At 71.3% G+C, this 26,051-nt stretch carries 28 protein-coding genes; 19 read left to right on the top strand and 9 right to left on the bottom strand.

The window, feature by feature from the left end; genetic code table 11:
• Positions 1–126: 126 nt before the first annotated feature.
• Positions 127–324, bottom strand: coding sequence for a hypothetical protein (locus tag BIU90_RS05010; RefSeq protein ID WP_071299142.1), 198 nt, complete (start codon positions 322–324; stop codon positions 127–129).
• Positions 325–471: 147 nt separating this feature from the next.
• Here BIU90_RS05010 and BIU90_RS05005 point away from each other — a divergent pair, with 147 nt between their 5' ends.
• Positions 472–972, top strand: coding sequence for a GNAT family N-acetyltransferase (locus BIU90_RS05005; RefSeq protein ID WP_071299141.1), 501 nt, complete (start codon positions 472–474; stop codon positions 970–972).
• An 80-nt stretch (positions 973–1,052) separates the two neighbouring features.
• Here the strand turns inward: BIU90_RS05005 and BIU90_RS19150 are convergent, their stop codons facing one another.
• Positions 1,053–1,181, bottom strand: coding sequence for a hypothetical protein (locus tag BIU90_RS19150; RefSeq protein WP_302847386.1), 129 nt, complete (start codon positions 1,179–1,181; stop codon positions 1,053–1,055).
• A gap of 237 nt (positions 1,182–1,418) precedes the next feature.
• Here BIU90_RS19150 and BIU90_RS04995 point away from each other — a divergent pair, with 237 nt between their 5' ends.
• The 3 genes from BIU90_RS04995 to BIU90_RS04985 all read left to right on the top strand — a co-directional run bounded on the left by BIU90_RS04995 (position 1,419) and on the right by BIU90_RS04985 (position 4,214).
• On the top strand, positions 1,419–2,435 hold the full coding sequence (locus tag BIU90_RS04995; protein WP_071299139.1) for a LacI family DNA-binding transcriptional regulator: 1,017 nt from the start codon (positions 1,419–1,421) through the stop codon (positions 2,433–2,435).
• Positions 2,436–2,535: 100 nt separating this feature from the next.
• Positions 2,536–3,207 (top strand): heme utilization protein, encoded by a 672-nt coding sequence (locus BIU90_RS04990; RefSeq protein WP_071299138.1) that lies wholly within the window; start codon positions 2,536–2,538, stop codon positions 3,205–3,207.
• Positions 3,204–4,214 carry a LacI family DNA-binding transcriptional regulator gene (locus BIU90_RS04985; RefSeq protein WP_083403712.1) on the top strand — a complete coding sequence of 337 codons (1,011 nt, stop codon included), beginning with the start codon at positions 3,204–3,206 and terminating at the stop codon, positions 4,212–4,214. Before BIU90_RS04990 ends, BIU90_RS04985 begins: the two co-directional genes overlap by 4 nt.
• Positions 4,215–4,260: 46 nt before the next feature.
• Here the strand turns inward: BIU90_RS04985 and BIU90_RS04980 are convergent, their stop codons facing one another.
• Positions 4,261–5,106: an inositol monophosphatase gene (locus tag BIU90_RS04980; protein ID WP_071299137.1), complete on the bottom strand. Its 846-nt coding sequence runs from the start codon at positions 5,104–5,106 to the stop codon at positions 4,261–4,263.
• Positions 5,107–5,347: 241 nt separating this feature from the next.
• On the opposite strand from BIU90_RS04980, the gene BIU90_RS04975 reads away from it, so the two are divergent.
• The 7 genes from BIU90_RS04975 to BIU90_RS04945 all read left to right on the top strand — a co-directional run bounded on the left by BIU90_RS04975 (position 5,348) and on the right by BIU90_RS04945 (position 12,181).
• Positions 5,348–6,289 carry a carbohydrate ABC transporter permease gene (locus tag BIU90_RS04975; protein ID WP_071299136.1) on the top strand — a complete coding sequence of 314 codons (942 nt, stop codon included), beginning with the start codon at positions 5,348–5,350 and terminating at the stop codon, positions 6,287–6,289.
• The gene (locus tag BIU90_RS04970; protein WP_071299135.1) at positions 6,289–7,119 is read left to right on the top strand and encodes a carbohydrate ABC transporter permease; all 831 of its coding nucleotides are present in this window, start codon (positions 6,289–6,291) and stop codon (positions 7,117–7,119) included. Before BIU90_RS04975 ends, BIU90_RS04970 begins: the two co-directional genes overlap by 1 nt.
• A 50-nt stretch (positions 7,120–7,169) precedes the next feature.
• Positions 7,170–8,522 (top strand): extracellular solute-binding protein, encoded by a 1,353-nt coding sequence (locus BIU90_RS04965; RefSeq protein WP_071299134.1) that lies wholly within the window; start codon positions 7,170–7,172, stop codon positions 8,520–8,522.
• A gap of 48 nt (positions 8,523–8,570) precedes the next feature.
• Positions 8,571–8,909, top strand: coding sequence for a PadR family transcriptional regulator (locus BIU90_RS04960; protein ID WP_071299133.1), 339 nt, complete (start codon positions 8,571–8,573; stop codon positions 8,907–8,909).
• Positions 8,906–9,739: a hypothetical protein gene (locus BIU90_RS04955; protein WP_071299132.1), complete on the top strand. Its 834-nt coding sequence runs from the start codon at positions 8,906–8,908 to the stop codon at positions 9,737–9,739. The genes BIU90_RS04960 and BIU90_RS04955 overlap by 4 nt, the downstream gene beginning before the upstream one ends.
• Positions 9,740–9,853: 114 nt before the next feature.
• On the top strand, positions 9,854–10,651 hold the full coding sequence (locus BIU90_RS04950) for an SDR family NAD(P)-dependent oxidoreductase (RefSeq protein WP_071299131.1): 798 nt from the start codon (positions 9,854–9,856) through the stop codon (positions 10,649–10,651).
• A gap of 63 nt (positions 10,652–10,714) precedes the next feature.
• Positions 10,715–12,181, top strand: a complete 1,467-nt coding sequence (locus tag BIU90_RS04945) for an SDR family NAD(P)-dependent oxidoreductase (protein WP_071299130.1) — start codon at positions 10,715–10,717, stop codon at positions 12,179–12,181.
• 18 nt (positions 12,182–12,199) lie between these two features.
• Here the strand turns inward: BIU90_RS04945 and BIU90_RS19145 are convergent, their stop codons facing one another.
• Entirely contained in the window at positions 12,200–12,388 is a 189-nt protein-coding gene (locus BIU90_RS19145; RefSeq protein ID WP_302847387.1) for a WYL domain-containing protein, read from the bottom strand.
• 232 nt (positions 12,389–12,620) lie between these two features.
• Between BIU90_RS19145 and BIU90_RS18195 the strand changes: the two genes are divergently transcribed.
• Positions 12,621–13,739: a hypothetical protein gene (locus BIU90_RS18195; RefSeq protein WP_139195113.1), complete on the top strand. Its 1,119-nt coding sequence runs from the start codon at positions 12,621–12,623 to the stop codon at positions 13,737–13,739.
• A 22-nt stretch (positions 13,740–13,761) separates the two neighbouring features.
• On the opposite strand, the gene BIU90_RS04940 is transcribed toward BIU90_RS18195, so the two are convergent.
• The 4 genes from BIU90_RS04940 to BIU90_RS04925 form a co-directional block, all read right to left on the bottom strand.
• Positions 13,762–14,835: a low specificity L-threonine aldolase gene (locus tag BIU90_RS04940; protein ID WP_071299129.1), complete on the bottom strand. Its 1,074-nt coding sequence runs from the start codon at positions 14,833–14,835 to the stop codon at positions 13,762–13,764.
• 4 nt (positions 14,836–14,839) lie between these two features.
• Positions 14,840–15,541, bottom strand: a complete 702-nt coding sequence (locus BIU90_RS04935) for an SDR family NAD(P)-dependent oxidoreductase (protein ID WP_071299128.1) — start codon at positions 15,539–15,541, stop codon at positions 14,840–14,842.
• Positions 15,538–17,019 carry a DUF6421 family protein gene (locus BIU90_RS04930; RefSeq protein WP_071299127.1) on the bottom strand — a complete coding sequence of 494 codons (1,482 nt, stop codon included), beginning with the start codon at positions 17,017–17,019 and terminating at the stop codon, positions 15,538–15,540. The genes BIU90_RS04935 and BIU90_RS04930 overlap by 4 nt, the downstream gene beginning before the upstream one ends.
• 272 nt (positions 17,020–17,291) lie before the next feature.
• Positions 17,292–18,242 (bottom strand): NAD-dependent epimerase/dehydratase family protein, encoded by a 951-nt coding sequence (locus tag BIU90_RS04925; RefSeq protein ID WP_071299126.1) that lies wholly within the window; start codon positions 18,240–18,242, stop codon positions 17,292–17,294.
• A gap of 255 nt (positions 18,243–18,497) precedes the next feature.
• Here BIU90_RS04925 and BIU90_RS04920 point away from each other — a divergent pair, with 255 nt between their 5' ends.
• From BIU90_RS04920 to BIU90_RS04895, 6 genes are read left to right on the top strand one after another with little or no spacing between them, the layout of a single operon-like run.
• Positions 18,498–18,986: a hypothetical protein gene (locus BIU90_RS04920; RefSeq protein WP_071299125.1), complete on the top strand. Its 489-nt coding sequence runs from the start codon at positions 18,498–18,500 to the stop codon at positions 18,984–18,986.
• Positions 18,987–19,021: 35 nt separating this feature from the next.
• Positions 19,022–20,158 carry a zinc-dependent alcohol dehydrogenase gene (locus BIU90_RS04915; RefSeq protein WP_254786949.1) on the top strand — a complete coding sequence of 379 codons (1,137 nt, stop codon included), beginning with the start codon at positions 19,022–19,024 and terminating at the stop codon, positions 20,156–20,158.
• 55 nt (positions 20,159–20,213) lie between these two features.
• Positions 20,214–21,374, top strand: coding sequence for a glutathione-independent formaldehyde dehydrogenase (locus BIU90_RS04910; RefSeq protein WP_071299123.1), 1,161 nt, complete (start codon positions 20,214–20,216; stop codon positions 21,372–21,374).
• 24 nt (positions 21,375–21,398) lie between these two features.
• Complete coding sequence (locus tag BIU90_RS04905; protein WP_071299122.1) at positions 21,399–22,037, top strand: DUF1345 domain-containing protein; 639 nt, start codon at positions 21,399–21,401, stop codon at positions 22,035–22,037.
• Between the two features lie 53 nt (positions 22,038–22,090).
• Complete coding sequence (locus BIU90_RS04900; RefSeq protein ID WP_071299121.1) at positions 22,091–22,309, top strand: hypothetical protein; 219 nt, start codon at positions 22,091–22,093, stop codon at positions 22,307–22,309.
• A 17-nt stretch (positions 22,310–22,326) separates the two neighbouring features.
• Positions 22,327–23,097, top strand: coding sequence for an AraC family transcriptional regulator (locus BIU90_RS04895; protein ID WP_071299120.1), 771 nt, complete (start codon positions 22,327–22,329; stop codon positions 23,095–23,097).
• A 12-nt stretch (positions 23,098–23,109) separates the two neighbouring features.
• Here the strand turns inward: BIU90_RS04895 and BIU90_RS04890 are convergent, their stop codons facing one another.
• The gene (locus BIU90_RS04890; protein ID WP_071299119.1) at positions 23,110–24,687 is read right to left on the bottom strand and encodes a phospholipase D-like domain-containing protein; all 1,578 of its coding nucleotides are present in this window, start codon (positions 24,685–24,687) and stop codon (positions 23,110–23,112) included.
• A gap of 513 nt (positions 24,688–25,200) precedes the next feature.
• On the opposite strand from BIU90_RS04890, the gene BIU90_RS04885 reads away from it, so the two are divergent.
• Complete coding sequence (locus BIU90_RS04885) at positions 25,201–26,007, top strand: glycoside hydrolase family 16 protein (RefSeq protein WP_071299118.1); 807 nt, start codon at positions 25,201–25,203, stop codon at positions 26,005–26,007.
• Positions 26,008–26,051 lie beyond the last annotated feature (44 nt).

Genomic DNA, 26,051 nt, shown 5'->3' with positions numbered 1-26,051 from the left:
ACCGCGCCTCCCGTCCGCGATCCAGTCGCGTCGTCAGCAGAACGACGGGCACGGGAGTGCCGCGACGAGCTCGAACATCGACACCCAGAAGAAGAGCGTCGCCACGATGCCTGCTGCGAGAGCGACTCACAGCCCACTCCGTCCGCGTCGCCACATGAGGACGCAGGCGACCGCGGCTGCCGACCACAGGCCGAACTGCACCAGGACGAGCATCGACGGTGCCCAGAGGTAGACCTCGCCCATGACCGCGGACCAGGACATGGCCAGCCAGACGACGCCGACGTCCGCAGCGAGCCCGACCACGAGTACAGCGATGGTCGTCATGAAGTCCGGCGCGCGTCGCCGACGTGGAAGCGCTGCGGCCCCCCAGACCAACGGTCGATCCGTGGACCACTGCAGGACGCAGGAGCCTACCGACACGTCCGCCCGCGCAGCGCGATGCTTCTTCCTGGCGCATCGGGAAGATGGATCGTGTTCGAGTTGGTGCAACCGCGTGTGGAGCTGTTCGAGGCCTGGAACGAGGCACACCGCGAGTGGGGTGCTGGGCTCCACGAAGACGGCTTCGGCATCGGCGCGGACGACGTCGTGGACACGCTCGACGGATTCCGGTCGTGGATCGGACGGATCCAGGACGATCCGGTGGCGCGGTGGTGGATCGTCGAGGACGGGCGGGTCCTCGGCGGGATCGCCCTTCGCTCTGGCGACGACGAGCGCGTGCGGCGCTCCGGACACATCGGGTACGGCGTCCGGCCCTCCGCTCGCGGACGCGGGGTCGCGTCCTGGGCGCTCAGCGAGGTGGTGCGTCACGCTGCAGCCGCTGGGATCGATCCGGTGGTGGCGTTCTGCCTGGACGACAACCCGGGATCGATCGCGACGCTCGAACGCTGCGGTGCGACGCTCGAGTCGATTGAACAGCACGGCGCACTCCGCGTGCGGCGGTACGCGTTCCGTCGCGGGAGCGCGGGCTCGTGAACGTACCGGTCGCAGTCCGCTGCGACGAGCGAGCGAGCACACGCCGCTTCGTCGCGTTCCACGACGACCCGTGGTGATCGTCAGGATGCGCCAGCGGACGTGACGCTGTTCAGCTCGACGAGGTCCTCGTCCTCGAGCGCGGCGCCCTGCCAGTCGTCCGACGACACGAGCTCCAGGCGGAGTGAAGCGAGCTCCTCGTCATGGAGCATCTCGCGGAACATCGGATCGCCGGGCGGCGGGCTGTCGGCGTCGCCGTTCCTGTGGCTGACCGGCGCGGTCGTCGCCGTCGTGCCGGCCCTGCTGGTGCACGTCCGCCGCGCGCCCGTCACCTGACCACGTGACGGACAGGAGGCGCCCCACCGGCTGGCAGCGCGCCTCCTGTCCGTCTCGCCGCCAGGCGAAGTGTTCACCACTGCTCGCTCCCCGCGGCCACTAGCGTGAGGACCGTGCAGTCCGGAGCTCTCCCCACGATCCACGACGTGGCCGCGCGCGCGGGTGTGTCGAAGTCGGTGGTGTCGCGGGCACTGGCCGGGGCGTACGGGGTGGCCCCGGCGACGACGGCCCGGGTGAAGCGCGCAGCGATCGACCTGGGCTACGTCGCGAACGCGAACGCCCGGGGCATGTCCGCGCACCGCACCCACACGCTCGGGGTGTTCGTCCGCGACGCCTCGACCCCGTTCTACGGCCACCTGCTCACCGCGTTCCAGCTGCAGGCGGCTGCCCGTGGCTACCGGGTGGTGACGGCGACCGGAGCGGGCTCGTTCCCGATCGCCGAGGAACGACGCGCCCTCGAGACGCTGGTCTCGCTCCGGGTCGAGGGCCTCATCGTGTGCAGCGGCGCGCTGCCCGTCGAGGACGTCCTGCCGTTCGCGCGGCGCATCCCCACCGTCGTCGCCGGACGGCCCGAGCGGGACGACGCCGTGAGCAGCGTCTACTGCGATGAGCGAGGCGGCGGGCGCGGGCTCGCGGACCACGTCGCAGACCTCGGACACGAGCGGGTCGCCGTCCTGACGGTGTCGCCGTCGGGGTCGCTCACCCAGTCGGCGCGGACGGACGCGATGGTCCGGCGCCTGCGCTCCCGGGGGGTCGACGTCGCCCGCATCCGGTCCGAGGACCACGGTGCGGACCCGCGTGACCTCGACTCGTTCGTCGACCGGGTCGTGTCGCTCGGGGGCGTCACGGCGATCATGGCCCCGAGTGACCACTGGGCGGTCGGCGTGCTCGAGGCGATGCGCCGACGGGGGCTCAGCGCGCCGGGGGACTTCTCGGTCACCGGCTACGACGCCGTCGCACCGTTCGCGACGGAGCTGTTCGGCATCACGTCGTGGCGGCAGCCCCTCGGGGTCATCGGGGCGCTCTCGGTGGACGACGTCGTCGACCAGATCGACGGGCGCTCGTCCGGGGCGACGCACACCGCGATCGACGGCGAGCTCGTCGTCGGGCGCACCGCTGCTCGGCGCTGACACCGGGAGTTCACCACCGGTTCGGCATCCGTTGCCGTGCGTTCGGGAACGTTCCCGGTCAGGATGGGGAACGTTCCCTACACCGACGAACGGACCACCCATGACCCAGCTCGCTCCTGCCCCCCGGCTCGACACCGCCGCCAAGCTGCCCCGTGACGACAGCGACCCGTACCGCTACGGCATCTACCTGCGCCCCGACGCCCGCACCTGCCACGCGGTGACGACGATCACGGACCAGCTCCGCGCGCAGTACGGCATCGTGTCCGCCGGCGTCTTCCCGCCGCACGCGACGCTCGTCGGCAGCCAGCCGTTCGGCCACGACGAGGACGCGGTGGTGGACACGGTCACGGCACTGCTCGCCGGGCGTCCCGGGTTCGACGTCCGGAACGCCGGGGTCCGCGAGCAGGGCATCGGGTACGTGTACGACGTCGCGACACGGCCCGACGGCGCGCTCAACGAGGACTTCGTCCGGCTCGCTGCCGACGTCGACGCCGCGGTCGCGCCGTTCCGCCGTCCGATGGGGTCGCCGCTCGGCAACGACTACGACCCCGAGCACTACCGGGCGCACCTATCCCTGGCGTCGCACGACCTGTACGGCCGCCCGGACCTGCACGACGAGGTCGGCGAGTACATCCGAGCGCTCGACGTCGCCGTCCCCGAGGGGTTCCGCGGCGACACCGTCGTGATGTACCGCACCGCGAGCCCGGACTGGTCCGGCCGCTGGTGGACGACGATGACCTGGGAGCACGTCCGCACCTGGAAGCTGGCGTGACCGCGACGCTGCAGGACGTCGCCGGTCGGACCGGCATGTCCCGCTCGCTGGTGTCGCTCGCCCTCCGCGGTGACGACGGTGTGTCGCCGGAGCGCCGTGCCGAAGCCGTGCGGGTCGCCGACGTCGTCGGGCTGCCCGTCGGCGCGCTCGCCCGCCGGCGTGCGGCCGGGGGACCGCTCGTGATCGGCGCGCTCGTCACCGAGGCCGCGAACCCGTTCCACGCCGACGTGCTCGCGAGTGCGCGCGCCACCGCCGAGACGCTCGGCTTCCAGCTCCGGGTGGTGGACGGGTTCCGTGACGGAGACCGGTTGCGGTCCGGCCTGGAGGCCCTGCACGCGTCCCGTGGGTCGGCAGACGGTGTCCTCGGGGTCGCGGTCCTGAGCAGCCGGCTGGCCCCGACGGGGCTCGCCGCGGTCGCGGTGGACCTGCCGGTCGCGGTGCTCGGGTCGAGCGGGGACGTCCTGCGCGGGCTCGGGACCGACACGGTGCGCTCGGAGGAAGCGGCCGGGATGCACGAGCTGCTGGTGCACCTGGCGTCGCTCGGCCACGTCCGGACCTGCTTCGTGACGGAGAGCGGTCACCCCTCGACGACACGACGCGCGCGGGCGTACGCGGCAGCGGCGGGGTGGCTCTGCTCGCCCGGTGACTTGCGCTCGGACGACGTGGACGCGATCGTCGCGGACCCGACGCGCATCGCCCGCCACCTCGGTGACGGGGTGACCGCGTTCGTCGCGACCAACGACGCCACGGCGGCCCGGTTGGTGTCGACGGCGCGCGCGGTGGGCATCCGACTGCCGGGGATGGCGGCGGTGACCGGCTTCGACGACACGGCCCTGGCCTCCCGTCTGGACCTGACGAGCGTCGACCAGCCGCGCCGTCGGATGGGCGCCCGCGTCGTCGAGCTCGTCGTGGAGCGGTTGCGTGGTCGCCGCGTCGAGCGGCACGAGGTGCTCCCGACCCGGCTCGAGCCGCGGGGCTCGAGCGCGGGGCGGGCGCTCGTCCGGTAGCGACGGGCGCGGCGCGCAGCCGGGGTGGGCGCGCTGGCCCCTCGGCTCAGCCGATCGCTCGGGGGTCGATGGTCGCTGAGAGCTCGCGGACCCGACCGACCAGGTGGTCGTGCGGGTTGCCCGCGCCGCCGGCGACGTAGTCCTCGGCCAGGTGCGCCCGGTCGACGGGTTCGCCGTGCCGGAAGCCCCGGAACCACCCGCCGGCCCGTTCGAGCACCAGGGCGCCCGCGGCGACGTCCCACGGGTGCGTCGCGAAGCCCATCGTGACGTCGGACCAGCCCGCGGCCACGTGGACCAGGTTGAGCGCGCCGCTGCCCATGCTGTGGTGGTGCCGGTACCGCGCGGTGAGGTCGCGGAGCAGGTCGAACGCCGCGTCGCCGAGCAGGTCGACGTCCTGCTGCACGGGGAAGCTCGTCAGGATCGTGGACCCGGCGTCGGGCGCGGACGCCGATCGCATCGGGACGCCGTCCAGCCAGGCGCCGTCGTCGTCCGCGGCGAACACGTGGTCGGCCACCGGGTCGTACACGACGCCGGCGACGACCTCGCCGTCGAGCTCGGCCGCGATCGACACGCACCAGTAGGCCAGCCCGCGGGCGAAGTTCGCGGTGCCGTCGATCGGGTCCACGATCCAGCGGAGTCGGGCGTCGCCGGTGCTGCCGCCCTCCTCGCCGAGCACGACGGACCCGGGGAACGCCGTGGTGAGGGACGTTGTGATCGTCTGTTCGGCGGCGCGGTCGTGCTCGGTGACGACGTCGTGCGCGTCCCGCTTGAGCGACACGGTCATGTCGGAGCGGAAGACGTCGAGCAGTGCGGGGGCGACGGCACGGGCGGCGGCCTCGGCAGCCGCGCGGAGGTCCGTGGACGTCGGTCCTCCGGTCGGGGGAGTGGTCATGCTCCCGGTCTACGGGGCGGACGCGTGCTGGACGCGGAACGGCCCCGGTACGGCGGGGGACTCCGGGGTGAACTCGCAGCCGCGTTCGGTGAACGGCGACGGCGTCCGGGCACCAGCGTTGAACGCGGCGTGAACGGTCGGCGGCGGCTCGTCGACCCCGCTTGACCGGTTCCCGGGGCGGCCCGCAGAGTCGTACTCGTTCCCGGATCGGGAACGTTCCCTACCCGAAGGTCGCTTCCTCATGACGGTCTCCGCCCGGCCCGCCCTCCGCGCCGGCCCTGCGCGTCCGGTCCGCACCACCCGGTCCTGGCTGCGGTCCGACCGACGCGTCGGCATCGCGCTGCTCGTCCCCGCCCTGGTCGTGTTCGCGGTGTTCGTGTTCTACCCGCTCGGTCGTGTCCTGCTGCTCAGCACGCAGGGGACCGACATCTTCGGGCAACCGTCCGGGTCGGTCGGGCTCCGCAACTACGTCCGGACCTTCACCGACCCGGGCTTCGGGCAGACGATGCTGAACACGGCGATGTTCTGTGCCGGGGTGGTCGTCGGGCGGGTCGTGCTCGGGCTGCTGGTCGTCGTGCCGCTCACGGTGAAGCTGCGCGGGATGCCGGTCTTCCGGGCGTTCCTGACGTCGCCGATGGTCGTCTCCGTGTCTGCCGGGTCCGTCGCCTTCGCCGCGATGCTCGCGCCGGGGACCGGCCTGGTCGACACCGTCGTCAAGCGCTTCGGTGGGGAGTCGATCCCCTGGCTGACGAACACGCACTGGGCGCTGTTCAGCGTCATCGTCGTCACCGTGTGGGGCTCCCTCGGCTTCACCGTGCTGCTGCTGCTCGGCGCGTTCGGCGCCATCGACCAGGAGGTCGTCGAGGCGGCGCACCTGGACGGCGCCGGACCCGGCCGGACCTTCTGGTCGATCTCGTTGCCGCTCGTCACGCCGACGCTGTTCTTCGTCGTGGTGACCGGGACCGTCGAGGCGCTGACGACCTTCGGCCAGATCCAGATCCTCACCGGGGGCGGTCCGGCGAACTCGTCGCGGACGCTCGTCTACGCGATCTACCAGCAGGCCTTCGGGTCGGCGAGCGCGAACTTCGGCCTCGCCGCCGCGCTCGGGGTCGTGCTGTTCCTGCTGGTGCTCGGGTTGTCGCTCGTGCAGTTCGGCGTCCTCGAGAAGCGGGTGAACTACTGATGCGCCCCGTCACCGTCCGGCGGGTCCGGAGCACCCTGGTCTACCTGTGGCTCGTCGTCGCCGTGGTCGTCGTGTGCTTCCCGCTCTACTACGTGTTCGAGGGCGCCCTCACCCCGACCCGGTACCTCAACGAGGGGCTCGCAGGTCTGGTGCCGATCCACCTGACGCTCGACAACGTCATCCGCGCGACGCAGGTCGTCCCGCTCGGGCAGCAGTTCCTCAACAGCGTGGTCGTCACGCTCGCCCAGACCGTGCTGCAGGTGGTCATCGGCATCATGACCGCGTACGCGCTCGTGTTCTGTCGGCTCCGGGGCACCCGGGCGATCTTCCTCGTCCTGCTGGCGAGCATGATGATCCCCGGCGAGACGACCCTGATCGCGAACTACCTGACGGTTGCGTCGTGGCACCTCATCGACACGCTGCTCGTCGTGTTCCTGCCGTTCGTCGCCTCGGCGCTCACGATCTTCCTGTTCCGCCAGGCGTTCCTGAGCTTCCCCGAGGAACTCCGCGAGGCCGCGGTGCTGGACGGCGCCGGGCACTTCCGGTTCATCCGGTCGATGCTGCTGCCGATCACCCGGCCGACCCTGGTGTCCGTGACCCTCGTCAGCGCGACGGCGGCGTGGAACGGCTTCTTCTGGCCGCTGCTCGTCACGAACTCGCCCGAGCACCGCACCGTGCAGGTCGGCATCGCGCAGCTCTCGAGCGCGGAGGCCACCGACGTCGGGGTCGTCCTCGCCGGCGCCGCGATGGTCACCCTGCCGGTCCTCGTCCTGGTGCTGCTCGCCCAGCGGTTCCTCGCCGGCGGCCTCACCGCGGGCGCCCTCAAGTAGCGCCACCCTCCGACCCACCGCCTCCCACCCCCACACAGGAAGAACCCACCATGACCCCTCGTCGGTCCACCACCCTCGCCGCGATCGCCGCCGGCGCTGCCACGCTCGTCGTCCTCGCCGGGTGCTCTGCCTCGGGCGCCGCGTCGTCCTCGGGCTCCGCCTCGTCCGGCCCCGTCACGATCGACTTCTGGCACGCCATGTCGGGCCCCGCCGCGACCGAGCTCGACGCGCTCGTCGCGCAGTTCAACGCCCAGAACACGGACGGCGTGACCGTGAAGGCCTCGTTCCAGGGCGCCTACGCGGACATCCAGACGAAGTACACCGCGGCGGTCCAGTCCGGGTCCACGCCCGACCTGCTCATGATGAACGACGTGTCGACCGGCTTCATGGTCGACTCCGGGCAGACGGTCCCCGCGTCGACGTTCACCAAGGCGGACAAGGGCTTCGACCTCGCCGACATCGCGCCCGCCGCCAAGAACTACTACAGCGGTGCCGACGGGCTCGAAGCGATGCCGTTCTCGGTGTCGACCCCGGTGCTCTACCTGAACAAGCAACTCGTCGCGCAGGCCGGACTCGACGTGTCGAAGCCGCCCACCACGCTCGCTGACGTCGCGACCTGGGCCGAGAAGATCCACCAGACCACCGGCGCCTACGGCATGAGCATGAACATGGCCGACTCCTGGATGCTCGAGGAGCTCTCCGCCGCCGGTGGGAAGGCGTTCTGCACACCGGACAACGGCCGCAAGGGCAAGGAGGTCACCGGGGTCTCGCTGACGTCGAGCACGCAGGTGGCGTTCATGAAGACGCTGCAGGGGCTGTACCGGGACGGCTCGGCGCTCAACCCGGGCACCGACTCCGCCGCGCAGAACTCGGCGTTCGCGAGCGACAAGGTGGGGCTGCTGCTCACCTCGTCGGGCTCGTACACGACGGTCGACCCGGACCGCACGAAGTCCGTCGTGGCGACGTTCCCCACCACGTCGTCGTCGAAGGACGCGGGGGAGGTCATCGGCGGCAACGCGCTCTGGATCTCCGGGAAGGGGCACTCGACTGCCGAGCAGCGGGCGGCGTACGAGTTCGCGGCGTTCCTCACCACCGCCGACGCGCAGGCGGCATGGGCGAAGGCGACGGGCTACCTCGCGATCAACACCGGCGCCGCGGACACCACGGTCGGCACGGCGACGCTCGCGGACCCGAACGTGGCGACGATGTACCGGCAGCTCGCCGCCGACCCCGCCAGCACCGCGACGGCCGGGTGCATCACCGGGGCGTTCCCGACCGTCCGCGCGACCGTCATCGGCGCGTTCAACAAGGTGGTCGAGGGGGCGGACGTGGCGTCCACCATGCGGGATGCCGAGCAGCAGGCGAAGTCGCAGATCGCGTCGTACAACGAGGCCAAGGGCTGATCGCGATCGGGTCTTGCGCTGCTTGTTCTACATAGGTAGGTTCAGCGCATGGATCCGATCAGACGCGTGACCGCCCCCACGCTCGACGTGCTCGAAGCCCTGCTGCAGAGCGACGGACCGACGTGGGGGCTGCTCGTCATCAAGGCCACCGGGCGACCGGCCGGCACCGTGTACCCGATCCTCGAGCGCCTCGAGCGCCAGGGGTGGACGGTGTCCTCGTGGGACGAGGACACTGACCGCTCCGGCCCGCGTCGGCGGCTCCACGAGTTCACTGCCGAGGGTGCCGTGGCAGCTCGCGAGCTCGTCACGGCCCGCGCCGACGCCGCACGGTCCGCGGCCCGCGCAGCCGGAGCCGCCCGCCCGACGCACAAGCCGGTGGCCTCGTGAGTGCCCTCGATCGTGCACTCGTCTCGGCCGCCGTCGCCGTGTCGCCGTCCGCCCACCGTTCCGTCCGCCGCGAGCAGTGGCTCGCCGACGTCCGCGACGCGCGGGAACTCGACCTGTCGCCGACCGCCCTGGCGTTCGGCGCACTCACCACGGCGCTCTTCCACCGACGCGCCGGTCACCGATCCACCTGGGGGAACACCTTGACCACGATGCCCGGCTCCGTCCGCAGCACACCGCACGCGATCCCGACGATCCCGGTGCTCATCGCCCTGGCCGTCGCGTCCTTCCTGGCGGGTGGCGTGGGGCTCGGACTCATCCAGCGCTACGACGGGTTCGCCAGCACCGTCCCCACCTTCCTCCTGGTCTCGTTGGCCGTCGTGGTCGTGCCGGGGCTGGCCGTGGCGGCGAGCGTCATGCTGGTGCCCGAGGCGTCGTTGCGGCGTCGCGGGACCGGTGCCGTGGTGGTCCTCGCCGTCACCGCCCTGTGGTGGACGCTCATCACCAGCACGTCCGCTGCTCCGCTGCCCGCCGCGATGGTCCTCGGGGTGATCGCCGCGGTGTGGCTCGCGGGCTGGCTCATCGCGCAGCGCCGTCCGGGCTGGACCTGGTCGTTGCTGCTGCTGCCGGTCGTCGCGTCGGCCCTGGTCTTCCCGTTGTCGAACAGCGTGTTCGCGGCCGGGCTGCCGTTCTCGGTGACGGCCACGCTCTCGACGGCGATCGACGCCGTGCCCTTCCTGGTGGCGGTCGTCGCCGCGGTGGTCGCTCGGCGGCTCTCCACCGGCGTCCACGCCGAGGCGCACGAGGTCGGTCTGGCAGGCGAGCACGCCTGATGCCGGTCGGCCGGCGGTGAGCGCGCTCACCAGACTGACGGGAGGCGCGGTGCCAGCTGCCACCGCGCCTCCCGTCCGGTGCGTCTGGGCCGTCAGCCGTCTACCGTGCAGGGCATGACCACGCTCGATCTGAACGCCCGCACCGCACTCGTCACCGGCTCCACGCAGGGCATCGGCCTCGCGATCGCGATCGACCTGGCACGCGCCGGGGCCGCCGTCATCGTCAACGGGCGCAGCGAGGAGACCGTCGCGCGCGCCGTGGACGCGGTCCGCGACGCCGTGCCCGGGGTCGACGTGCAGGGCGTCGCGGCCGACGTGGCCACGGCGGACGGCGCCGAACTCGTGCTCGACCGCTTCCCACGCGTCGACGTCCTGGTCAACAACCTCGGCATCTTCGGCAGCGAGGACCCGTTCACGATCAGCGACGACGAGTGGCGCCGGTACTTCGAGGTGAACGTGCTGGCAGCCGTCCGGCTGATGCGGGCGTACCTGCCGCGCATGACCGAGGACCGGTGGGGGCGGGTGATCTCGATCGCGAGCGACTCCGCGGTCGTGACGCCGGCGGAGATGATCCACTACGGGATGACGAAGACCGCGCTGCTGGCGGTGTCCCGGGGCTTCGCGAAGGCGGTGAAGGGGTCGGGCGTCACGGTCAACACGGTGCTCGCGGGCCCGACCCACACCGGCGGTGTCGAGGACTTCGTCGCCGAGATGGTCGGGGACGAGCTGCCCTGGGACGACGCGCAGCGCGAGTTCATGCGCCAGCACCGTCCCCAGTCGCTCGTCGAGCGCCTGCTGGAACCCGAGGAGGTCGCGCACATGGTGACGTACCTGGCGTCGCCGCTGGCATCGGCCACGACGGGCGGCGCCCTCCGTGCCGACGGCGGGTACGTGGACGCGATCCTGCCCTGACCAGCCGCCGTCGGCGTGAGCGTGACGAACGCGGGCAGTGCGCTGTCCGCCGTAGGATCTCGTGTGATCTCCGAGCGCTCCGACCCCAGCGGCATCGACCCCGACGACCTGCGTGTCGCGCTCCGGGTCCTCGAACAGCTGCCGTCGATCGACGAGACGCACCCGGACTTCATCAGCGTGCGGCAGGCGACGGCGAAGATGTTCAAGGCCGTCAAGCGGGCGCACCGGCTCGAGAAGCGGGCGGTCATCGCCGAGGCGGACCGCCGCGTGATCGCCGCCACCGCGACCGGTGCCGCCGACCGCATCGACGACGAGACCCGGGGCGTCCCGATCAGCGCATCGACCGAGAGCGCCACGGCGGGCACGCTGCTGAAGTCCCGTCCGTGCTACATGTGCAAGCAGCACTACACGTTGGTCGACGCGTTCTACCACCAGCTCTGCCCCCGGTGCTCGGCGCTGAGCCACGCCAAGCGCGATGCCCGGACAGACCTGACGGGCAAGCGGGCGCTGCTCACGGGCGGCCGCGCGAAGATCGGCATGTACATCGCGCTCCGGCTGCTGCGCGATGGTGCGCACACGACGATCACGACGCGCTTCCCTCGCGACGCCGTGCGCCGGTTCGCGAGCCTGCCCGACGCCGCGGAGTGGATGCCGCGGCTCAAGATCGTGGGCATCGACCTGCGCGACCCCGCCCAGGTGATCGGTCTCGCCGAGGACGTGGCGGCCGCCGGTCCCCTCGACATCCTGATCAACAACGCGACGCAGACCGTGCGACGGTCGACCGGCGCGTACCAGCCCCTGGTCGATGCCGAGCTCGCACCGCTGCCGGACGGACCGCTGCCGGAGCTGGTGACGTTCGGGCACACCAACGACCAGCACCCCCAGGCGCTCGAGCGATCGGTCTCCGCACACCCGATCCTGGCGGCGGCCGCAGCCCGAGCGGACGAACTCACCGAGCAGGCGCTCGCCCCGGGGTCGAGTTCGCTCGCTCGGCACGCCGCCGGGACCGCCATCGACGCCGGCGGTCTGGTGCCCGACCTGCACGACGAGAACTCGTGGACGCAGCGGGTGGACGAGGTCGACCCGCTCGAGATGCTCGAAGTCCAGCTGGCGAACACCACCGCACCGTTCATCCTCATCTCGAAACTCCGACCAGCGATGGCGGCGAGTGCTGCTCGGCGGACGTACGTGGTGAACGTCAGCGCCATGGAAGGGGTCTTCGGCCGCGCGTACAAGGGCCCGGGCCACCCGCACACGAACATGGCCAAGGCCGCGGTCAACATGCTCACGCGGACGAGTGCCCACGAGGTGTTCGAGACCGACCGCATCCTGATGACCAGCGTCGACACCGGCTGGATCACCGACGAGCGGCCGCACGCGACGAAGGTCCGGCTCGCCGAGGAGGGCTTCCACGCCCCGCTCGACCTGGTCGACGGCGCTGCCCGGGTCTACGACCCGATCGTCCGGGGTGAGGCCGGCGAGGACCTGTTCGGCGTCTTCCTGAAGGACTACGCGCCCAGCGCCTGGTGACCGGTCCGGCGTGCCGGGTCAGCCCAAACGGCGCGTCGGCCAGCGCGCCAGGTCCGCTTCCCACACCGCTGGATCGCGGGGCTCGGGGACCTCGTCCAGGATCTCGAGGTCGGTGATCCGGTCCATGCGGAACCCCCGGACGGCATCGCGCAGACGACACCACCCAGCGAGTGGCGCACGCGCGAAGTCGTGGAGCGTCTCGTTGATCTCGACCGTCAGCGTGCGGGCCAGGAGTGTGGTGTCGAGGTCCTCGGGGAGTATTCCGCTGGGTCGAGGTGCTCATGACCACACAAGATCGTGCGGCCCGTCAGAGTCGTGGACTGGCCCGAAAAATCGAGGCTCGATGGGCCCCGCGTGTGGGAGATTGGACGACGTGCACGATCCGAGTCACAGTGTCCAGAACCATCGTTCGATAGCGAGCGCAGTCGTGGAGGCTGCGATGCGGCTGACAGTCACCAATGTTGGCCCCCTCGACCGTCGGGTAGCCGAGGCGCTCCTGGAAGCTGAGCCGCTCGGACACCGGTTGACCGCGGAGGCCGATCACATCAAGAACCGCGGCAAACTGAGCGTGCGACTCGGGTTCTACTCGGTGGCTGCAATGAAGACCGTCTCGGATCACGAAGAGATGGTCGCGTCGGCGCTCACGAACGTCATGGACGGCGCGATGGCACCGATCGTCCAGGTCGAAGCGGTGATGCTGCCCGACAGTTGGCACGGTCGGAAGTACGAGCCAGCACACTCCACTAACTTGCATCTTCATCGCCTCCTCGACTCGAAGGAGGTCGCCAACGACCCTAAACGAGCAATCGTGCTCCGTCGGCTTCGTTTTCGACTCGGGAACGACAGGAATTGGGAGCCGCATTTCTCGGACGATCTCATCGTGTGGTCAACGGCGACAACGGAGCAATGGGCGCGCCGGCTGTCGAACGATCCGAGTCGTTTGGGACGGGTTGCTGGCGTCGTGGCAGCGCGGGTTGGATCGCGGTCAGCGTCAACTGACTGGGCGCACCGGAACCCCGACGACTGGGGTGCCGTGGACCTCGCAGCAGATCCGATCGGTGTTCTCGTCGTGACCACGAAGCGCGGGGTCACAAGGAGCGAGGTCGACCGGATTCTTGATCAGGCTGAAGGGCGGGTGATCGTTTCTCGAATGCAGACCGGGTGGACCGACACCACTGCTCCGCTCCAGTCGTTCACACGAACGCTTCTCGACCTTGCCCGAGATACCAATCTCCTTGCACCAACGGACGTCGTGCTCTGTCATCGTGGAGGAGGTCTCTACGGAGAAGAGCGCGTCGACACGAACGTGAGCGAGGAAGACCGAGTGGCCCTGCATAGTGCCGCATGCGCCGTCCGAGATCGCGGTGTCGAGGTGATTCTCGGTCTGGGACACGGAGATCTGGCGGTGCTTCCCGCTCGAGCGGCCCAAGAGGATGAGATCGGGATCTTCGAGGCGACCACTCCGACCGCGGCGGCGGCGTGGTTCGTTCGCGAGCACGTCAGCGGAGCGCTCGTCGACAACTCGGCAGGCCTGGGTCAGCCCCCATCGTCCGAGTGATCAACCACGGGTACGTTGCGGATCAGACCGCGACGAGCTCCCGCGCCAGCGCCGCGACGAAGGCGTCGATGTCGGCCTCGGACGTGTCGAACGAGCACATCCACCGCACCTCGTTGCGCGCGGCGTCCCAGTCGTAGAAGCGGAAGTGCTCGCGCAGCCGATCGGCCACGCCGGCGGGCAGCGTCGCGAAGACCCCGTTCGCCTGGGTGTCCTGGCTGAACCCGACGCCCTGGATGCTGCCGTCCGCGATCCCGGCCTCGAGCGCCCCGCGGAGTCGCTGCGCCATGGCGTTGGCGTGCGAAGCGGACCGCAGGTAGAGGTCGTCCGTCAGCAGGGCGATGAGCTGCGCCGACACGAACCGCATCTTCGACGAGAGCTGCATGTTCATCTTGCGGAGGTAGTGCAGCCCCTCGGACGCGGCGGGGTCCAGCACGACGATCGCCTCGCCGTAGAGCATCCCGTTCTTCGTCCCGCCGAAGCTCAGCACGTCCACACCGGCGTCGGTCGTGAAGTCACGCAGGGGGACGCCGAGGGTGGCGGCGGCGTTCGAGATCCGGGCGCCGTCCATGTGCAGGGTCATGCCGAGCGGGTGGATGTGGTCGGCGATCGCGCGGACCTCGTCGACCGAGTAGGCGGTTCCGAGCTCGGTGGTCTGGGTGATCGACACGACGAGCGGCTGCGGGCGGTGCTCGTCACCCCAACCCCACGCCTGTTGGTCGATGAGGTCCGGCGTGAGCTTGCCGTCGGGGGCGTCGACCGTCAGCAGCTTGATGCCGGCGACACGCTCGGGGGCGCCGCCCTCGTCGGTGTGGATGTGCGCGGTCGAGGTGCACACGACGGCCCCCCAGCGCGGCAGCATCGACTGCAGGCCGACGACGTTCGCGCCGGTGCCGTTGAACACCGGGAAGGCCTCGGCCTGGTCGCCGAAGTGCTGCCGGACGACCTCGTTGAGCCGCGCCGTGTAGACGTCCTCGCCGTACGCGATCTGGTGGCCCTGGTTGGCGGCGGCGATCGCGTCGAGGATCTCGGGGTGCACCCCGGCGTAGTTGTCGGAGGCGAAGCCCCGCAGGTCCAGGTCGTGGAGTTGGAGGGTCACGTGGTCATCCTAGGGAGGGGTCGAGGGGGAGGAGCGCGCCGTTGACGTCGGCGGGGTCGGCGGACCAGAGCCGGACGACCGCGTCGCCGAGGCGGTCCTCGAGCCCGGCGAGCGACCCCACGACGAACACGGTCGCTGCGGCGGTGTCGGGCGCCTGCTTCCGGAGGCCCTGCGCCACGGCACGGACCCACGTCTGCGCGGCGGCCTTGGCAGCGGCGTAGTTCGCGCCACCGGCCGTGGGGGAGTCCACCGCGGTCGAGGACACGAACGCCATCCGACCGGCAGTCGACGCGACGAGGTCAGTCTCGAACGTCCGTGTGGTGTTGCGCAGCGTCCGGAACGCCCGGTCGAAGAAGTCCCAGTCTTCGTCGGACTGCCCGGCGAGGCCGCCCCCGCCGCGCCAGCCGCCGACCAGGTGGACGAGACCGTCGATGCGGCCGGCGTCGGCGTGCACGTCGCGCGCCAACGTGTCGACCGCACCGCGGTCCGCCAGGTCGCACGTGCGCGTGGTGACGCCCGGGACGGCGGTGCGCAGGGCCTCCAGGGCGGGTGCGCGGGTCCCGACCGCGACCACCGACGCGCCGGCGGTGACCAGGGCGCGGCAGACGGCCTCGCCGCTGGTGCTGGTCGCACCCGCGACCACCACCACGTGACCGGCCAGCGGACCGGCGGCCAGGGACCCAGCCGCCGGTTGCGCTTCCGTCACGCTGCTTCGCTCACGATGGGCTCGACGGACGAGCTGCCGGTGATCCCCTCCGTGGACGCGATCACCGCGGCCATCTTCTTGTTGAGCGCCTCGTAGAACATCGACAGCGGGAACTCGTCGTCCAGCACCGCGTCCGTGTAGCCCTTCGGCGCGCCGGCGAGCGTCTCGGCCGGCAGGCCGGCCGCCCACCGGGAGGCCGGGTGCGGCGTGAGGGTCCGGCTCACCATCGCGTGCGCGGCGAGCCAGTGCGCCGTCTTCGGCCGGTCGATCGACCGCCAGTACAGCTCGTTGATCTGGTCGCTGAGCGCGATCACGACGTCCGGGACCGCGTCCCAGTCGATCGTGAGCTGCGTGTCCGTCCAGTGCAGGACGCCGTGCTGGTGCAGCCACGCGAACAGCAGCTGGCCGCCGAGCCCGTCGTAGTTGCGGACGCGGCTGCCCGTGATCGCGAAGCGGAACACCCGGTCGAAGATGACCGCGTACTGCACCAGACGGGCGTGGTCGCGGATGTCCCGCTGCGCCTCGGAGAGGTCCTCGTCGGGCAGCGCCGACAGCGTCCGCTGGAGCCGCACGCTCTCGCGGAAGGCCGTCAGGTCGCAGCGCAGTTCCTCGAGCGAGTAGAGGAAGAACGGCATTCGCTGCTTGATCATGAAGGGGTCGAACGGCAGGTCCCCGCGCATGTGCGAGCGGTCATGGATGAGGTCCCACATCACGAACACGCGCTCGGTCAGGGCCTGGTCGTCGAGCATCGCGGCAGCGTCCTCGGGCAGGTCGAGCTTCGTGATCGCCGCAGCCGCGCGCACCACCGTGCGGTAGCGGGCGGCCTCGCGGTCCTGGAAGATCGCGCCCCACGTGAACGCCGGGATCTCGCGCATCGCCACCGTCTCGGGGAACAGCACCGCCGAGTTCGTGTCGTAGCCCGGGGTGAAGTCGACGAACCGCAGCGCCACGAACAGCTGGTTGCCGTACTCGCCGGCTTCGAGCTCGGCGATGAACTCGGGCCAGATCGTCTCCACCAGGACCGCTTCGAGCAGCCGACTCGAGCTGCCGTTCTGCGTGTACATCGGGAAGACGACCAGGTGCCCCAGGCCGTCGATGCGGTGCTGCTGCGGCTGGAAGGCGTTGAGTGCGTCGAGGAAGTCCGGCGTGGTGAACCCGGCGTCGCGCCAGCGTTCGAGGTCGCGCTGGAGCGCGTCCAGGTACGCGGCATCGTGCGGGAACAGCGGTGCCAGTTCGGCGACGGCCGGGAGGATCGTGGCGACGTGCTCCGCGGCCGCACGGTGGTCCGCCTGGTCCGGTACCGAGCCGTCCTGCGCCTGCAGCGCACGGAACGCCACGACGGCGTCCTTCAGGCGCAGCCACGCGGGATGCGTGGCGACCTGCTCGGTCGCGCGGTCCTGCTCGGTCGCGCGGTCCTCGACGACCTCGGGTTCACCGACGATGGCGTCCTGCGTGTGGGCGTGGACGAACTGCGACATGTCGAACCTCCCGTCGTTGGGCTGCTGCGGAAGCAGGAGGACCCGGCCCGGTGGCGGGTCCTGACGGAATCCTAATGAGCCGCGCGCGACGCAATTCGCTCACTTTCTGGCGGAAACGTGCGCGGTTGCGGCGCGGACGCGGCGATGTCGCCGGCCCGCGCAACAACCCCGCGCCCGCGTGGACGACATCGTGCTGGGGGATGACGAATCCGGTGCACGGACGTCGTGCGGTGACGACCGGATCCGTCACCGACGAGATCCGACGCTCCGGCTCACCTGCTGGTCAGGACGGCGGCCTCGTCGTGTCGGCTCAGCCCGGATCGGCGTGCTCGGGTGACGCCGCGCGCGCGCTCGTCCACCAGGACGTCCTCGACGGTCGCAGCCAGCGGACGGGTCGTGCCGCCGAGCTCGCGGAACGCTCGGTTCGACCGCCGCGCGAAGCCGGACGCAGCGTGCGGCAGCCAGAGGGGCAACGACCTGGGACCGGCCCAGTACTGCACGCCGTGGGCGAGGAGCACGTCGTCCTCCAGCGCGACCACCTCGCCGTCGAACCCGGTGGCAGCGGCGTCGGTGCGGAACACCTCGGCCAGTGGGACGGGATCGCCGACGGCGTTCACGGTCCCCGCGGTCCGCGTGCGGGCGATCCACCAAGCGAGGTCGCGGACGTCGATCACCTGGGCGAAGCGGTCGGCCGTCGTCGGGACGAGCGCCGGGCCGGACTGGTCGAGCCGCGCCGGCCAGTACCCGAACCGGTCGCTCGGGTCACCGGGACCGACGATGAGTCCGGGGCGGACGACGAGGAGCCGGTCGCCGAGCCGTGCGACACTCGCCTGCTCCGCCGCGACCTTGGCGTCGGCGTACTGCGACAGGTCAGCGGGCTCGACCAGCGCGGCCGACTCGTCCGCGTCCGGCTGGTCGTCCTCGGCGTAGACCGACACCGTCGAGACGAACGTCCAGTGTGCGACGTCGTCGGCGAGGGCATCGAGCGCGCCCGCCACGAGGGCTGGATCGGACGAGAGCTCGACGACGAGGTCCCAGCGGCCGCGCACGTCGTCGTACGCACCTGCCGCTCGTCGATCGGCTCGGACCAGCCGGGCTCCGTCGGGGATCGAGCCGGACGTCCCGCGCGCGAGGCACGACACGGTGTGGCCGTCGTCCAGGAGTGCTCTGACCAGGTGCTGGCCGAGCCAGCCGGTGCCCCCGAGGACCAACGCGTTCGCCATGCGTCCAGTCAACCGTGACGGGAGCCGTGTCGCGGCACCGCCGGCGCGCGCTCGGGCTCGTCTGCGCCGGGCGACACCATCGCATCGTGGACAAGTGCGTGATCCGCCGACGGGGCCGGCGCACACTCGGCGTACGGGCCGGTCCCGGCCCGCTGACCGCATCGAAGCCTTCAGGGAGGCCGCCATGCACATCGACATCCACCCCGGTCCGGACCGACCCGCAGCGACGCGCCCTCGCGAGCGCGGAGCGTCCTGATGGTGCGGCGCCTGGCGGTCGCGGCGGCACTCGCCGCCACCGCCACGACCGTCGTGCTCGTCCGCCGTCGAACCCGGTCTCCGTCCGGGCACGGGCTCGGCGGGACGCCCCGTGCCGGGTGGCTCGCCGTCACCGTCCTCGGCGCTCCGGACGACGTGCTGCCCGGTGGCCGCGTCCCGGCTCCCATCGCTCGCCTGGGCGGCGGGGTCGAACTGGAGGCCCGGCTCGCGCCCGGCGACAAGGGCACCGAACTCCGTGCACGGTTCCGTCCCGACGGTGCACACACGGCCGGCGCGACCGGTACACGCGACCAGGAAACCGCCCGTCGCGGTCGGCTCCGTGCAGCGCTGCGCGAGGCGAAGCAGCTGATCGAGGTCGGCGAGGTCCTGCGGGTCGACCCGACGCCGCACGGCCGCCGGTCTGCGACGCCGACCGGAGCGCTCGTCGACGCTGCGACCGCTCGGAGCAACGAGTGGGGTGTGCTGTGAAGGCGCTCTGCTGGACCGGGGTCAACGAGACCTCGGTGGAGACGGTCGACGACCCGACCATCCTCAACGACCACGACGTGATCCTGCAGGTGCACCTCAGCACGACCTGCGGATCCGACCTGCACCTGCTCGGCGGGTACGTCCCGACGATGCGCGCCGGCGACGTCCTGGGACACGAGTTCATGGGCGAGGTCGTCGCGGTCGGGTCGGCGGTGCGTGAGCGTCACGTGGGCGAGCGCGTGGTCGTCTGCTCGTTCATCGCCTGCGGACGGTGCTGGTACTGCAAGCGGGGACTGACCTCGCTCTGCGACAACGGGAACCCGAACCCGGGCCTGACCGAGACCATGTGGGGTTCGCCGATCGGCGGGTGCTTCGCGTACAGCCACGCACTCGGCGGGTTCGCGGGCAGTCATGCCGAGTACGTCCGCGTGCCCTACGCCGACCAGGGCGCCTTCCCGGTGCCCGACGGGGTGTCGGACACGGCGGCGCTGTTCGCGTCCGACGCGGCGCCCACGGGGTGGACCGGCGCGGACATGGCCGGCATCGAGCCCGGGGACACCGTCGCCGTGTGGGGCGCGGGCGGTGTCGGGCAGATGGCCGCGCGCGCCGCGATGCTGCTGGGCGCCGAACAGGTGATCGTGATCGACAGCCTGCCCGAGCGGCTGCGGCAGGTCCGCGAGCACATCGGCGCGGAGTCCCTCGACTCGACCACTGAGAACGTGCTGGTGGAGCTGAAGGAGCGCACCGGTGGCCGCGGTCCCGACGTCTGCATCGAAGCCGTCGGGATGGAGGCGCACGGGTCCGGAGCGCAGTACCTGTACGACCAGGTCAAGCAGCAGCTCCGGCTGCAGACGGACCGGCCGACGGCGCTGCGCGAGGCCGTGTACGCCTGCCGCAAGGGCGGGAGCCTCTTCACGCTCGGGGTGTTCGGCGGACTCGTGGACAAGTTCCCGCTCGGCGCCCTCATGAACAAGGGCCTCACCGTCCGCGGCGCCCAGCAGCACGGACACCGGTACATCCCGATGATCCTCGACCGCATCGCCGCGGGCGAGATCAGCACCGAACACCTCGCCACGCACGTGCTCCCGCTCGACCAGGGACCGCATGGCTACGAGATGTTCAAGAACAAGGAGGACGGCTGCGTCCGCGCCGTCTTCCGCCCCGGCTCGTGACCCCGCTGGGCACGAGACCGAGGTTGAGCATCGAACGACCGACGGAGGAACGACCATGAGAGCAGTGGTGTACGACGGCCCGCGCAGGGTCAGTGTCAAGGACGTCCCGGACGCCCGCATCGAACGACCGACGGACGCCCTCGTCCGTGTGACGACGACGAACATCTGCGGGTCCGACCTGCACATGTACGAGGGACGGACGGACTTCGAGACCGGACGCTGGTTCGGTCACGAGAACCTGGGGCAGGTCGTCGAGGTCGGTGACGGCGTCGACGCGACGCACGTCGGGGACTGGGTGGTCCTGCCGTTCAACGTCGCCTGTGGTCACTGCAAGAACTGTGAGCGCGGTCTGACGAACTACTGCCTGACCGCGCAGCCCGAGCGGGCGTGGGCCGGCGCCGCCTACGGGTTCGCCGACATGGGTCCGTGGGCAGGTGGTCAGGCTGAGCTGCTCCGCGTGCCGTGGGCGGACTTCAACTGCCTGCGACTCGGCGAGGACGCCGCGGAGAAGCAGACGGACTACGTCATGCTGGCGGACATCTTCCCGACCGGGTACCACGCCACCGAGTTGGCGCACGTCGGACCGGGTGACCAGACCGTCGTCTACGGCGCCGGACCGGTCGGCTGCATGGCGGCGTACTCGGCCCTGCTCAAGGGCGCGAGCAAGGTCATGGTCGTCGACCGGCACCCCGACCGGCTCGCGAAGGCCGAGGAGATCGGGGCGATCCCGATCGACGACTCCGCGGTCGACCCCGTCGAGGCCGTCAACGAGCTGACGATGGGGCTCGGGGCCGACAACGGCTGCGAGTGCGTCGGGTACCAGGCACACGACCCGGACGGCGAGGAGCACCCCGAGTCGACGCTGAACCGGCTGGTCCGCTCGGTGCGCTTCACCGGGTCCATCGGGGTCGTCGGCGTCTACGTGCCCCAGGACCCGGGCGGTCCGGGGGAACTCGCGAAGCAGGGCGTCGTCCCGTTCGACTTCGGCGAGTTCTGGTTCCGCGGGCAGTCCCTCGGGAGCGGACAGTGCCCCGTGAAGCGGTACAACCGACGGCTGCGGGACCTCATCGCCGGTGGCCGTGCCACCCCGTCGTGGATCGTCAGCCACGAGCTGCCGCTCGAACAGGCGCCCGAGGCGTACGAGCACTTCGACGCTCGTGACCCCGGGTGGACGAAGGTCGTCCTGCACCCCGACGCCGCGCCGGCGCCTGCCTGATCCGGTCCCGGAACGGCGGATGGCATGAACGACCGCGTCCTGTCGGCACGCCGGGCCCTGCTGCACGCGGGGCTCGGCGTGCTGGTCGGGGTCCTGTGCGTGATGGCGGGGGCGCCGTCCCTCGGTCCGCTGGCGGGATGGTGCACCGCGGGGCTGCTGGCGTTGGGACACGTCTGGCGGACGTGCTGGCGCCAGGACCCGGCCGGCACCGAACGGCTGGCGCGCGAGGAGTCCGGTTCGCGACTCACCGACGACGTGATCGTCCTGGCCTGCCTGGCGAGCATCGTCGCCGTGGTCGTCGCCCTGGGTGAGGCCCGTGACCCCGGTGACCCGGTGGCCGTCGCGTCCGTCGTGCTCGGGGTCCTCGGCACGATCGTCGCCTGGGCGCTCGTCAACACCGTCTACGCCATGAAGTACGCCCGGATGTACTTCGTCGACCACGGCGAGGGCGGGTTCGACGTCAAGCAGGAGTCGCGCCCGACCTACAGCGACTTCGCCTACTTCGCGTTCACCGTCGGCATGTCCTACGCGGCGCCCGAGGTCGAACCCGTCACCACCGCGACGCGGCGGAAGGCCCTGGCACACGCGCTCCTGTCCTACTTCTTCGGCACCGTGCTGATCGCGGTCGCCATCAACCTCGTCACCGGCCTCGGCCAGAACTGAGTGCAGCCGACCACCGTCGCGGCGGTCGACTCCGCACCGGAGAGCGAGTCACCATGTCCACCAGTCCACCGGACACCGCCCCCTCGGGCGTGCTCGCGACCGAGGACGGTCCGGCGCCACGCCCACTCCGACCCCTGATCGCGGTCGCCGGTCGGGACACCGACGACGCCATCCGTTCCCTCGCCGGGATGTACGCCGGCAACGCGTGGTACTCCCGCGCCATCGACGACCGGTACTGGTCCGCTACGTCGGAGTCGGGGACGACCAGCTGAGCATCCGACGATCCCAGATGCACGGGTACCTCCGCGGCGACGTCGCGGTCGAGGGCGAGATCGTCGTGCAGTGGCTCGAGCGTGGTCGTGCACGCGTCGACGTCGGTGGCGACGAGGTCCGGATGCGACCGGGCATCCCGGTGATGTACCCGATCGAGCGCCGGTTCGAGATGGAGTACGAGGACTGGGACCAGCGGCTGGTGCACGTGTCGGACGACCTGGTGCGCGACGTCGCCTCCGCCCGGTACATCCTCAGCGGGCCGCTGTCGTTCGACCGGTCCGCCGTCCCGACGTCCGCAGCCGTCCACCGCTGGCGCTCGGCCGTCGCCGGATCCGTCCGCAGCCTGCGTCAGGACGGGCCGGCATCGCTCGCCTGGTCCGAGGCAAAGCGCGACGTCGCGCGGGCCCTGCTCGAGCTGTACCCGCTGCAGGCCGAGTCGGTCTCGCCGGGGTGTGGGGACCGCAACGGCCGCCGTCTGCGGGCAGCGGTGGAGTACATCCGCGAGCACGCGCAGGAGCCGCTCGCCGTGGCGGACATCGCCCGGGCCGTGGACGTCAGCGTGCGGACACTGCAGGACGTCTTCCAGCGGGACTTCCGGGTCTGCGCGACGACGTTCGTGCGCGAGGTCCGCCTGGACGGAGCACACGAGGAGCTCGCGGCGGCCCGCCATGACGACGTGCTCGTGGCCGACGTCGCCCGCAGGTGGGGCTTCGCGCACCTCGGCCGGTTCTCAGCGGCCTACGCGGCACGCTTCGGCGAGTACCCGCGCGAGACGCTCCGACGATGATCCGACTCCGGGTCAGAACGCCGTCGTGCCGCGGAGTCGTCGCGGTCGACCGTCGGGGTCGACCGCGAGCCGTGCTGCCGGGCGCGCCCAGAGCCGCTGCAGGGCCGAGACCGGTTCCGGCGTGTGGGCCCGGACCCGTCCCGGCGGACGTGCACCGGGCCTCCCGTCCTCGTGCCAGTCGTCGAGCGCGCGAGCGGAGGCTCGCCAGAGCGCCAGCAGCTCCGCACCGGACCCGAGCAGTCGCGGGTCGTCCGGCGTGGTCGCCAGGTGCTCGGCCCACAACTGCAGCCGCAGGTCCCTCGCGAGCGATCCGTCGCCGTCGGACCGGTCGACGACCGCGCAGGTGAGCTCACTGTCGGACGTCCACGAGCGCCGGTTGAAGTTGTCCGACCCGATGGTGAACCACGTGTCGTCGACGACGCAGACCTTGGCGTGGATGTAGATGGGCCGACCGTCCTCGTGCTCGAGGTCGAAGACGCCCACGCGGTCCCCGGCCGTCCGGCGGAGTGTGCGGATGGCGTCGATCTGGCCCAGGCGAGCGGGCGGGCCACCCAGCGGTCCGTCCGAGTTCGGGTACCGGGGCACGAGCACGATGACGCGGAGGTCGGGGTTCCGGTCGAGGGCCTCGGCGATGCCGGTCGCGACCTCGGTCGACCAGAGGTACTGGTCCTCGATCGAGATCAGCGACCGTGCCTGGCGGAACGCCTTGCCGTACGCGCGGGCGATGCTGCGCTCCCCGTGCGGTGCGAACGGGAACGGCGGGCGCTTGACCCCGTACGTGCGGAGGAGCTGCACGGCGTGCTGGCCGGCCGGCGGCGGCGCGGGAGTGCGTTCGGGCAGCGGTTCGGGGTGACGCGGCATGTGGGTGAGGCGCTGCAGGAGCATGCGGTAGGGCAGGCTGCGGTCGAGGGGGTGCGGGTCGTCCCACCGCTCGGCGAAGACCTCGAGCACGTCGGCCACCACCGGCCCGCGGAGCTCCATCGACGCGTCGTGCCAGGCGGGGTGGTCACCGTACCGGGGGTCGATGGAGACGGGTTGCGGGTCGCCGTGGTGCTCGGCGTCGTCACGGCGGCTGTGGCACAGGTCGATGCCGCCGACGAACGCCACGTCGCGGGCGGGGTCGTCGCGGTGCTGGATCACGAAGAACTTCTGGTGGTGCGAGCCGAACACGCGCACGCGCTGGTCGAGCAGGACCTCGCCGCCGGCGTCGTTGATCTTCCGCCCGAGCAGTTCGTTCGACCGTGCGCTGATCGACGCCGAGACCCGTTCACCGTGTGAGCGCCAGATCAGGCCGCGGACCTCGACGCCGGCGCGCGCGCAGTCGGCCAGCAGGTCGCCGATCGTGGGGCCGTCGGGCAGCAGCCGCTCGTCCGGGTCACCGCGCCAGTCGGTGAACCACACGCGGTCGCCGGCCGTCAGCGCGGTGAGCTCGGCGTGGATGCGCTCGAAGTACGGCGCGCCGTGCACGAGCGGACGGACGGCGTTCCCCTCGGACCAGGCCGGGCCGTCGTCCCCGCCGGCATGGACGCCCGTCGCGGTGTTCCCGCGTTCGTCGCGGGCGAGGAACCAGTTGCGCGGCTCGGTCTGCACGGTGCGACCCTACGCGCGCGGAGGGTGCAGGGGCGTTCGCGGCGGGTTCGGGCCCGGCGCGGACGCCCCTGCGCTACGACGCCGTCGGGTCGACGTGAGTCAGACGAGGTCCACCCGGTACAGGGGTCGGGCATCCACGGCTAGGGTCCGCGGAGTAGCACGATCGACGGTACGACCCGGGCCGGAGATCGATGTCCAGGTGTGCGTAATGTGCATGACCGGCCGTGCGTGAACTGGACCGCCGAGCGGCCGGGCACCAGCGCCGGGGGAACGTTCCCGCCGACGGCTGTTCACCTGCCGATTTGTGCTGCGTCCCCCAAACAGGGCACACATGAGGCATCATGTCTGGGGGACACGTCACCGAAACCCCATCGGCATCCCGCCGCCCTGACGCGTCCCCTTCCAGTCGCTTCCCGCGCCCGAGCCCCCTGAGGAGCCCGACATCTCCACTCGAAGCACGCGCACGTCCATGCGCTCAGACGTCCCCATGACCCCCACTGAACGGAACGCCCGATGAACCGCCGCATCAAGCTCACCGCGGTCGCAGCCGCGAGCCTCCTGCTGATCGGTGTGCCCACCGCAGCGAACGCCGCCCCCTGGTGGGGTGGCTGGCACCACTCCCGCCCGGCACCCACCCCGACCCCGGACCCCACGCCGAGTGACGACCCCACGGACGACACCGCGCAGGCCGACCTGACCGCCGCACCGTCCGGCTCCTCGTTCGTCGAGGACTTCAACGCCCCGGCCCTGCTCGGCCAGGTCGCCTCGCTGTACGACCAGGCGTGGCAGCCCTACCCCGACGGCACGTCCGGCATCTACGCCCCGAGCAAGACCGTCTCGGTCTCGAACGGCGTGATGAACGTCGCGCTCGGCGGCGCCGGCACGGCTGGCACGTTCGGCAGCTTCGCCGGTGCGTGGGGTCACGTCGGCGGGACGTTCTCGGTCCGCGCCAAGGCCGTCGGTGGCGACGGCAACGGCGCAGCCTTCATGCTGTGGCCGTCCTCGAACAACTGGTCCGACGGCGAGATCGACTTCCCCGAGGGCAACTTCGAGGAGAGCCCGTCCGGCTTCCAGCACTCGATGGTCCCCGGCCGCGGTGCCGACCGCGAGCAGATCGGCACGAACGTGTCGTGGCGCGACTGGCACACCTACACGGTGAACTGGGTCCCCGGGAAGTCCGTCACGTACAGCGTCGACGGCAAGGTCCTGCAGACCGTGACGCACGACGTGCCCACCACGCCGCACCGCTTCATGTTCCAGACCGGCAACTGGGGCGACTCCGGCACCCTGATGATCGACTGGGTCTCCACGACCGAGTGATCCTGCTGTCCTGAGGGACAGATCGACGGACTGGAGGTCCGGTG

Source organism: Curtobacterium sp. MCBA15_001 (genome assembly GCF_001864835.1).
Lineage (GTDB): Bacteria > Actinomycetota > Actinomycetes > Actinomycetales > Microbacteriaceae > Curtobacterium.
The sequence above is the reverse complement of the archived record's forward strand: the minus strand, read 5'-3'. Positions and strand labels throughout refer to the sequence as shown.

Bases quoted from the DNA above. Each gene is read 5' to 3' on its own strand.
- BIU90_RS05010 (WP_071299142.1), bottom strand. From the start codon at position 324: ATGACGACCATCGCTGTACTCGTGGTCGGGCTCGCTGCGGACGTCGGC.
- BIU90_RS19150 (WP_302847386.1), bottom strand. From the start codon at position 1,181: ATGCTCCATGACGAGGAGCTCGCTTCACTCCGCCTGGAGCTCGTGTCG.
- BIU90_RS04990 (WP_071299138.1), top strand. From the start codon at position 2,536: ATGACCCAGCTCGCTCCTGCCCCCCGGCTCGACACCGCCGCCAAGCTG.
- BIU90_RS04980 (WP_071299137.1), bottom strand. From the start codon at position 5,106: ATGACCACTCCCCCGACCGGAGGACCGACGTCCACGGACCTCCGCGCG.
- BIU90_RS04975 (WP_071299136.1), top strand. From the start codon at position 5,348: ATGACGGTCTCCGCCCGGCCCGCCCTCCGCGCCGGCCCTGCGCGTCCG.
- BIU90_RS04970 (WP_071299135.1), top strand. From the start codon at position 6,289: ATGCGCCCCGTCACCGTCCGGCGGGTCCGGAGCACCCTGGTCTACCTG.
- BIU90_RS04965 (WP_071299134.1), top strand. From the start codon at position 7,170: ATGACCCCTCGTCGGTCCACCACCCTCGCCGCGATCGCCGCCGGCGCT.
- BIU90_RS04960 (WP_071299133.1), top strand. From the start codon at position 8,571: ATGGATCCGATCAGACGCGTGACCGCCCCCACGCTCGACGTGCTCGAA.
- BIU90_RS04950 (WP_071299131.1), top strand. From the start codon at position 9,854: ATGACCACGCTCGATCTGAACGCCCGCACCGCACTCGTCACCGGCTCC.
- BIU90_RS18195 (WP_139195113.1), top strand. From the start codon at position 12,621: ATGCGGCTGACAGTCACCAATGTTGGCCCCCTCGACCGTCGGGTAGCC.
- BIU90_RS04930 (WP_071299127.1), bottom strand. From the start codon at position 17,019: ATGTCGCAGTTCGTCCACGCCCACACGCAGGACGCCATCGTCGGTGAA.
- BIU90_RS04925 (WP_071299126.1), bottom strand. From the start codon at position 18,242: ATGGCGAACGCGTTGGTCCTCGGGGGCACCGGCTGGCTCGGCCAGCAC.
- BIU90_RS04920 (WP_071299125.1), top strand. From the start codon at position 18,498: ATGGTGCGGCGCCTGGCGGTCGCGGCGGCACTCGCCGCCACCGCCACG.
- BIU90_RS04910 (WP_071299123.1), top strand. From the start codon at position 20,214: ATGAGAGCAGTGGTGTACGACGGCCCGCGCAGGGTCAGTGTCAAGGAC.
- BIU90_RS04905 (WP_071299122.1), top strand. From the start codon at position 21,399: ATGAACGACCGCGTCCTGTCGGCACGCCGGGCCCTGCTGCACGCGGGG.
- BIU90_RS04900 (WP_071299121.1), top strand. From the start codon at position 22,091: ATGTCCACCAGTCCACCGGACACCGCCCCCTCGGGCGTGCTCGCGACC.
- BIU90_RS04895 (WP_071299120.1), top strand. From the start codon at position 22,327: ATGCACGGGTACCTCCGCGGCGACGTCGCGGTCGAGGGCGAGATCGTC.
- BIU90_RS04885 (WP_071299118.1), top strand. From the start codon at position 25,201: ATGAACCGCCGCATCAAGCTCACCGCGGTCGCAGCCGCGAGCCTCCTG.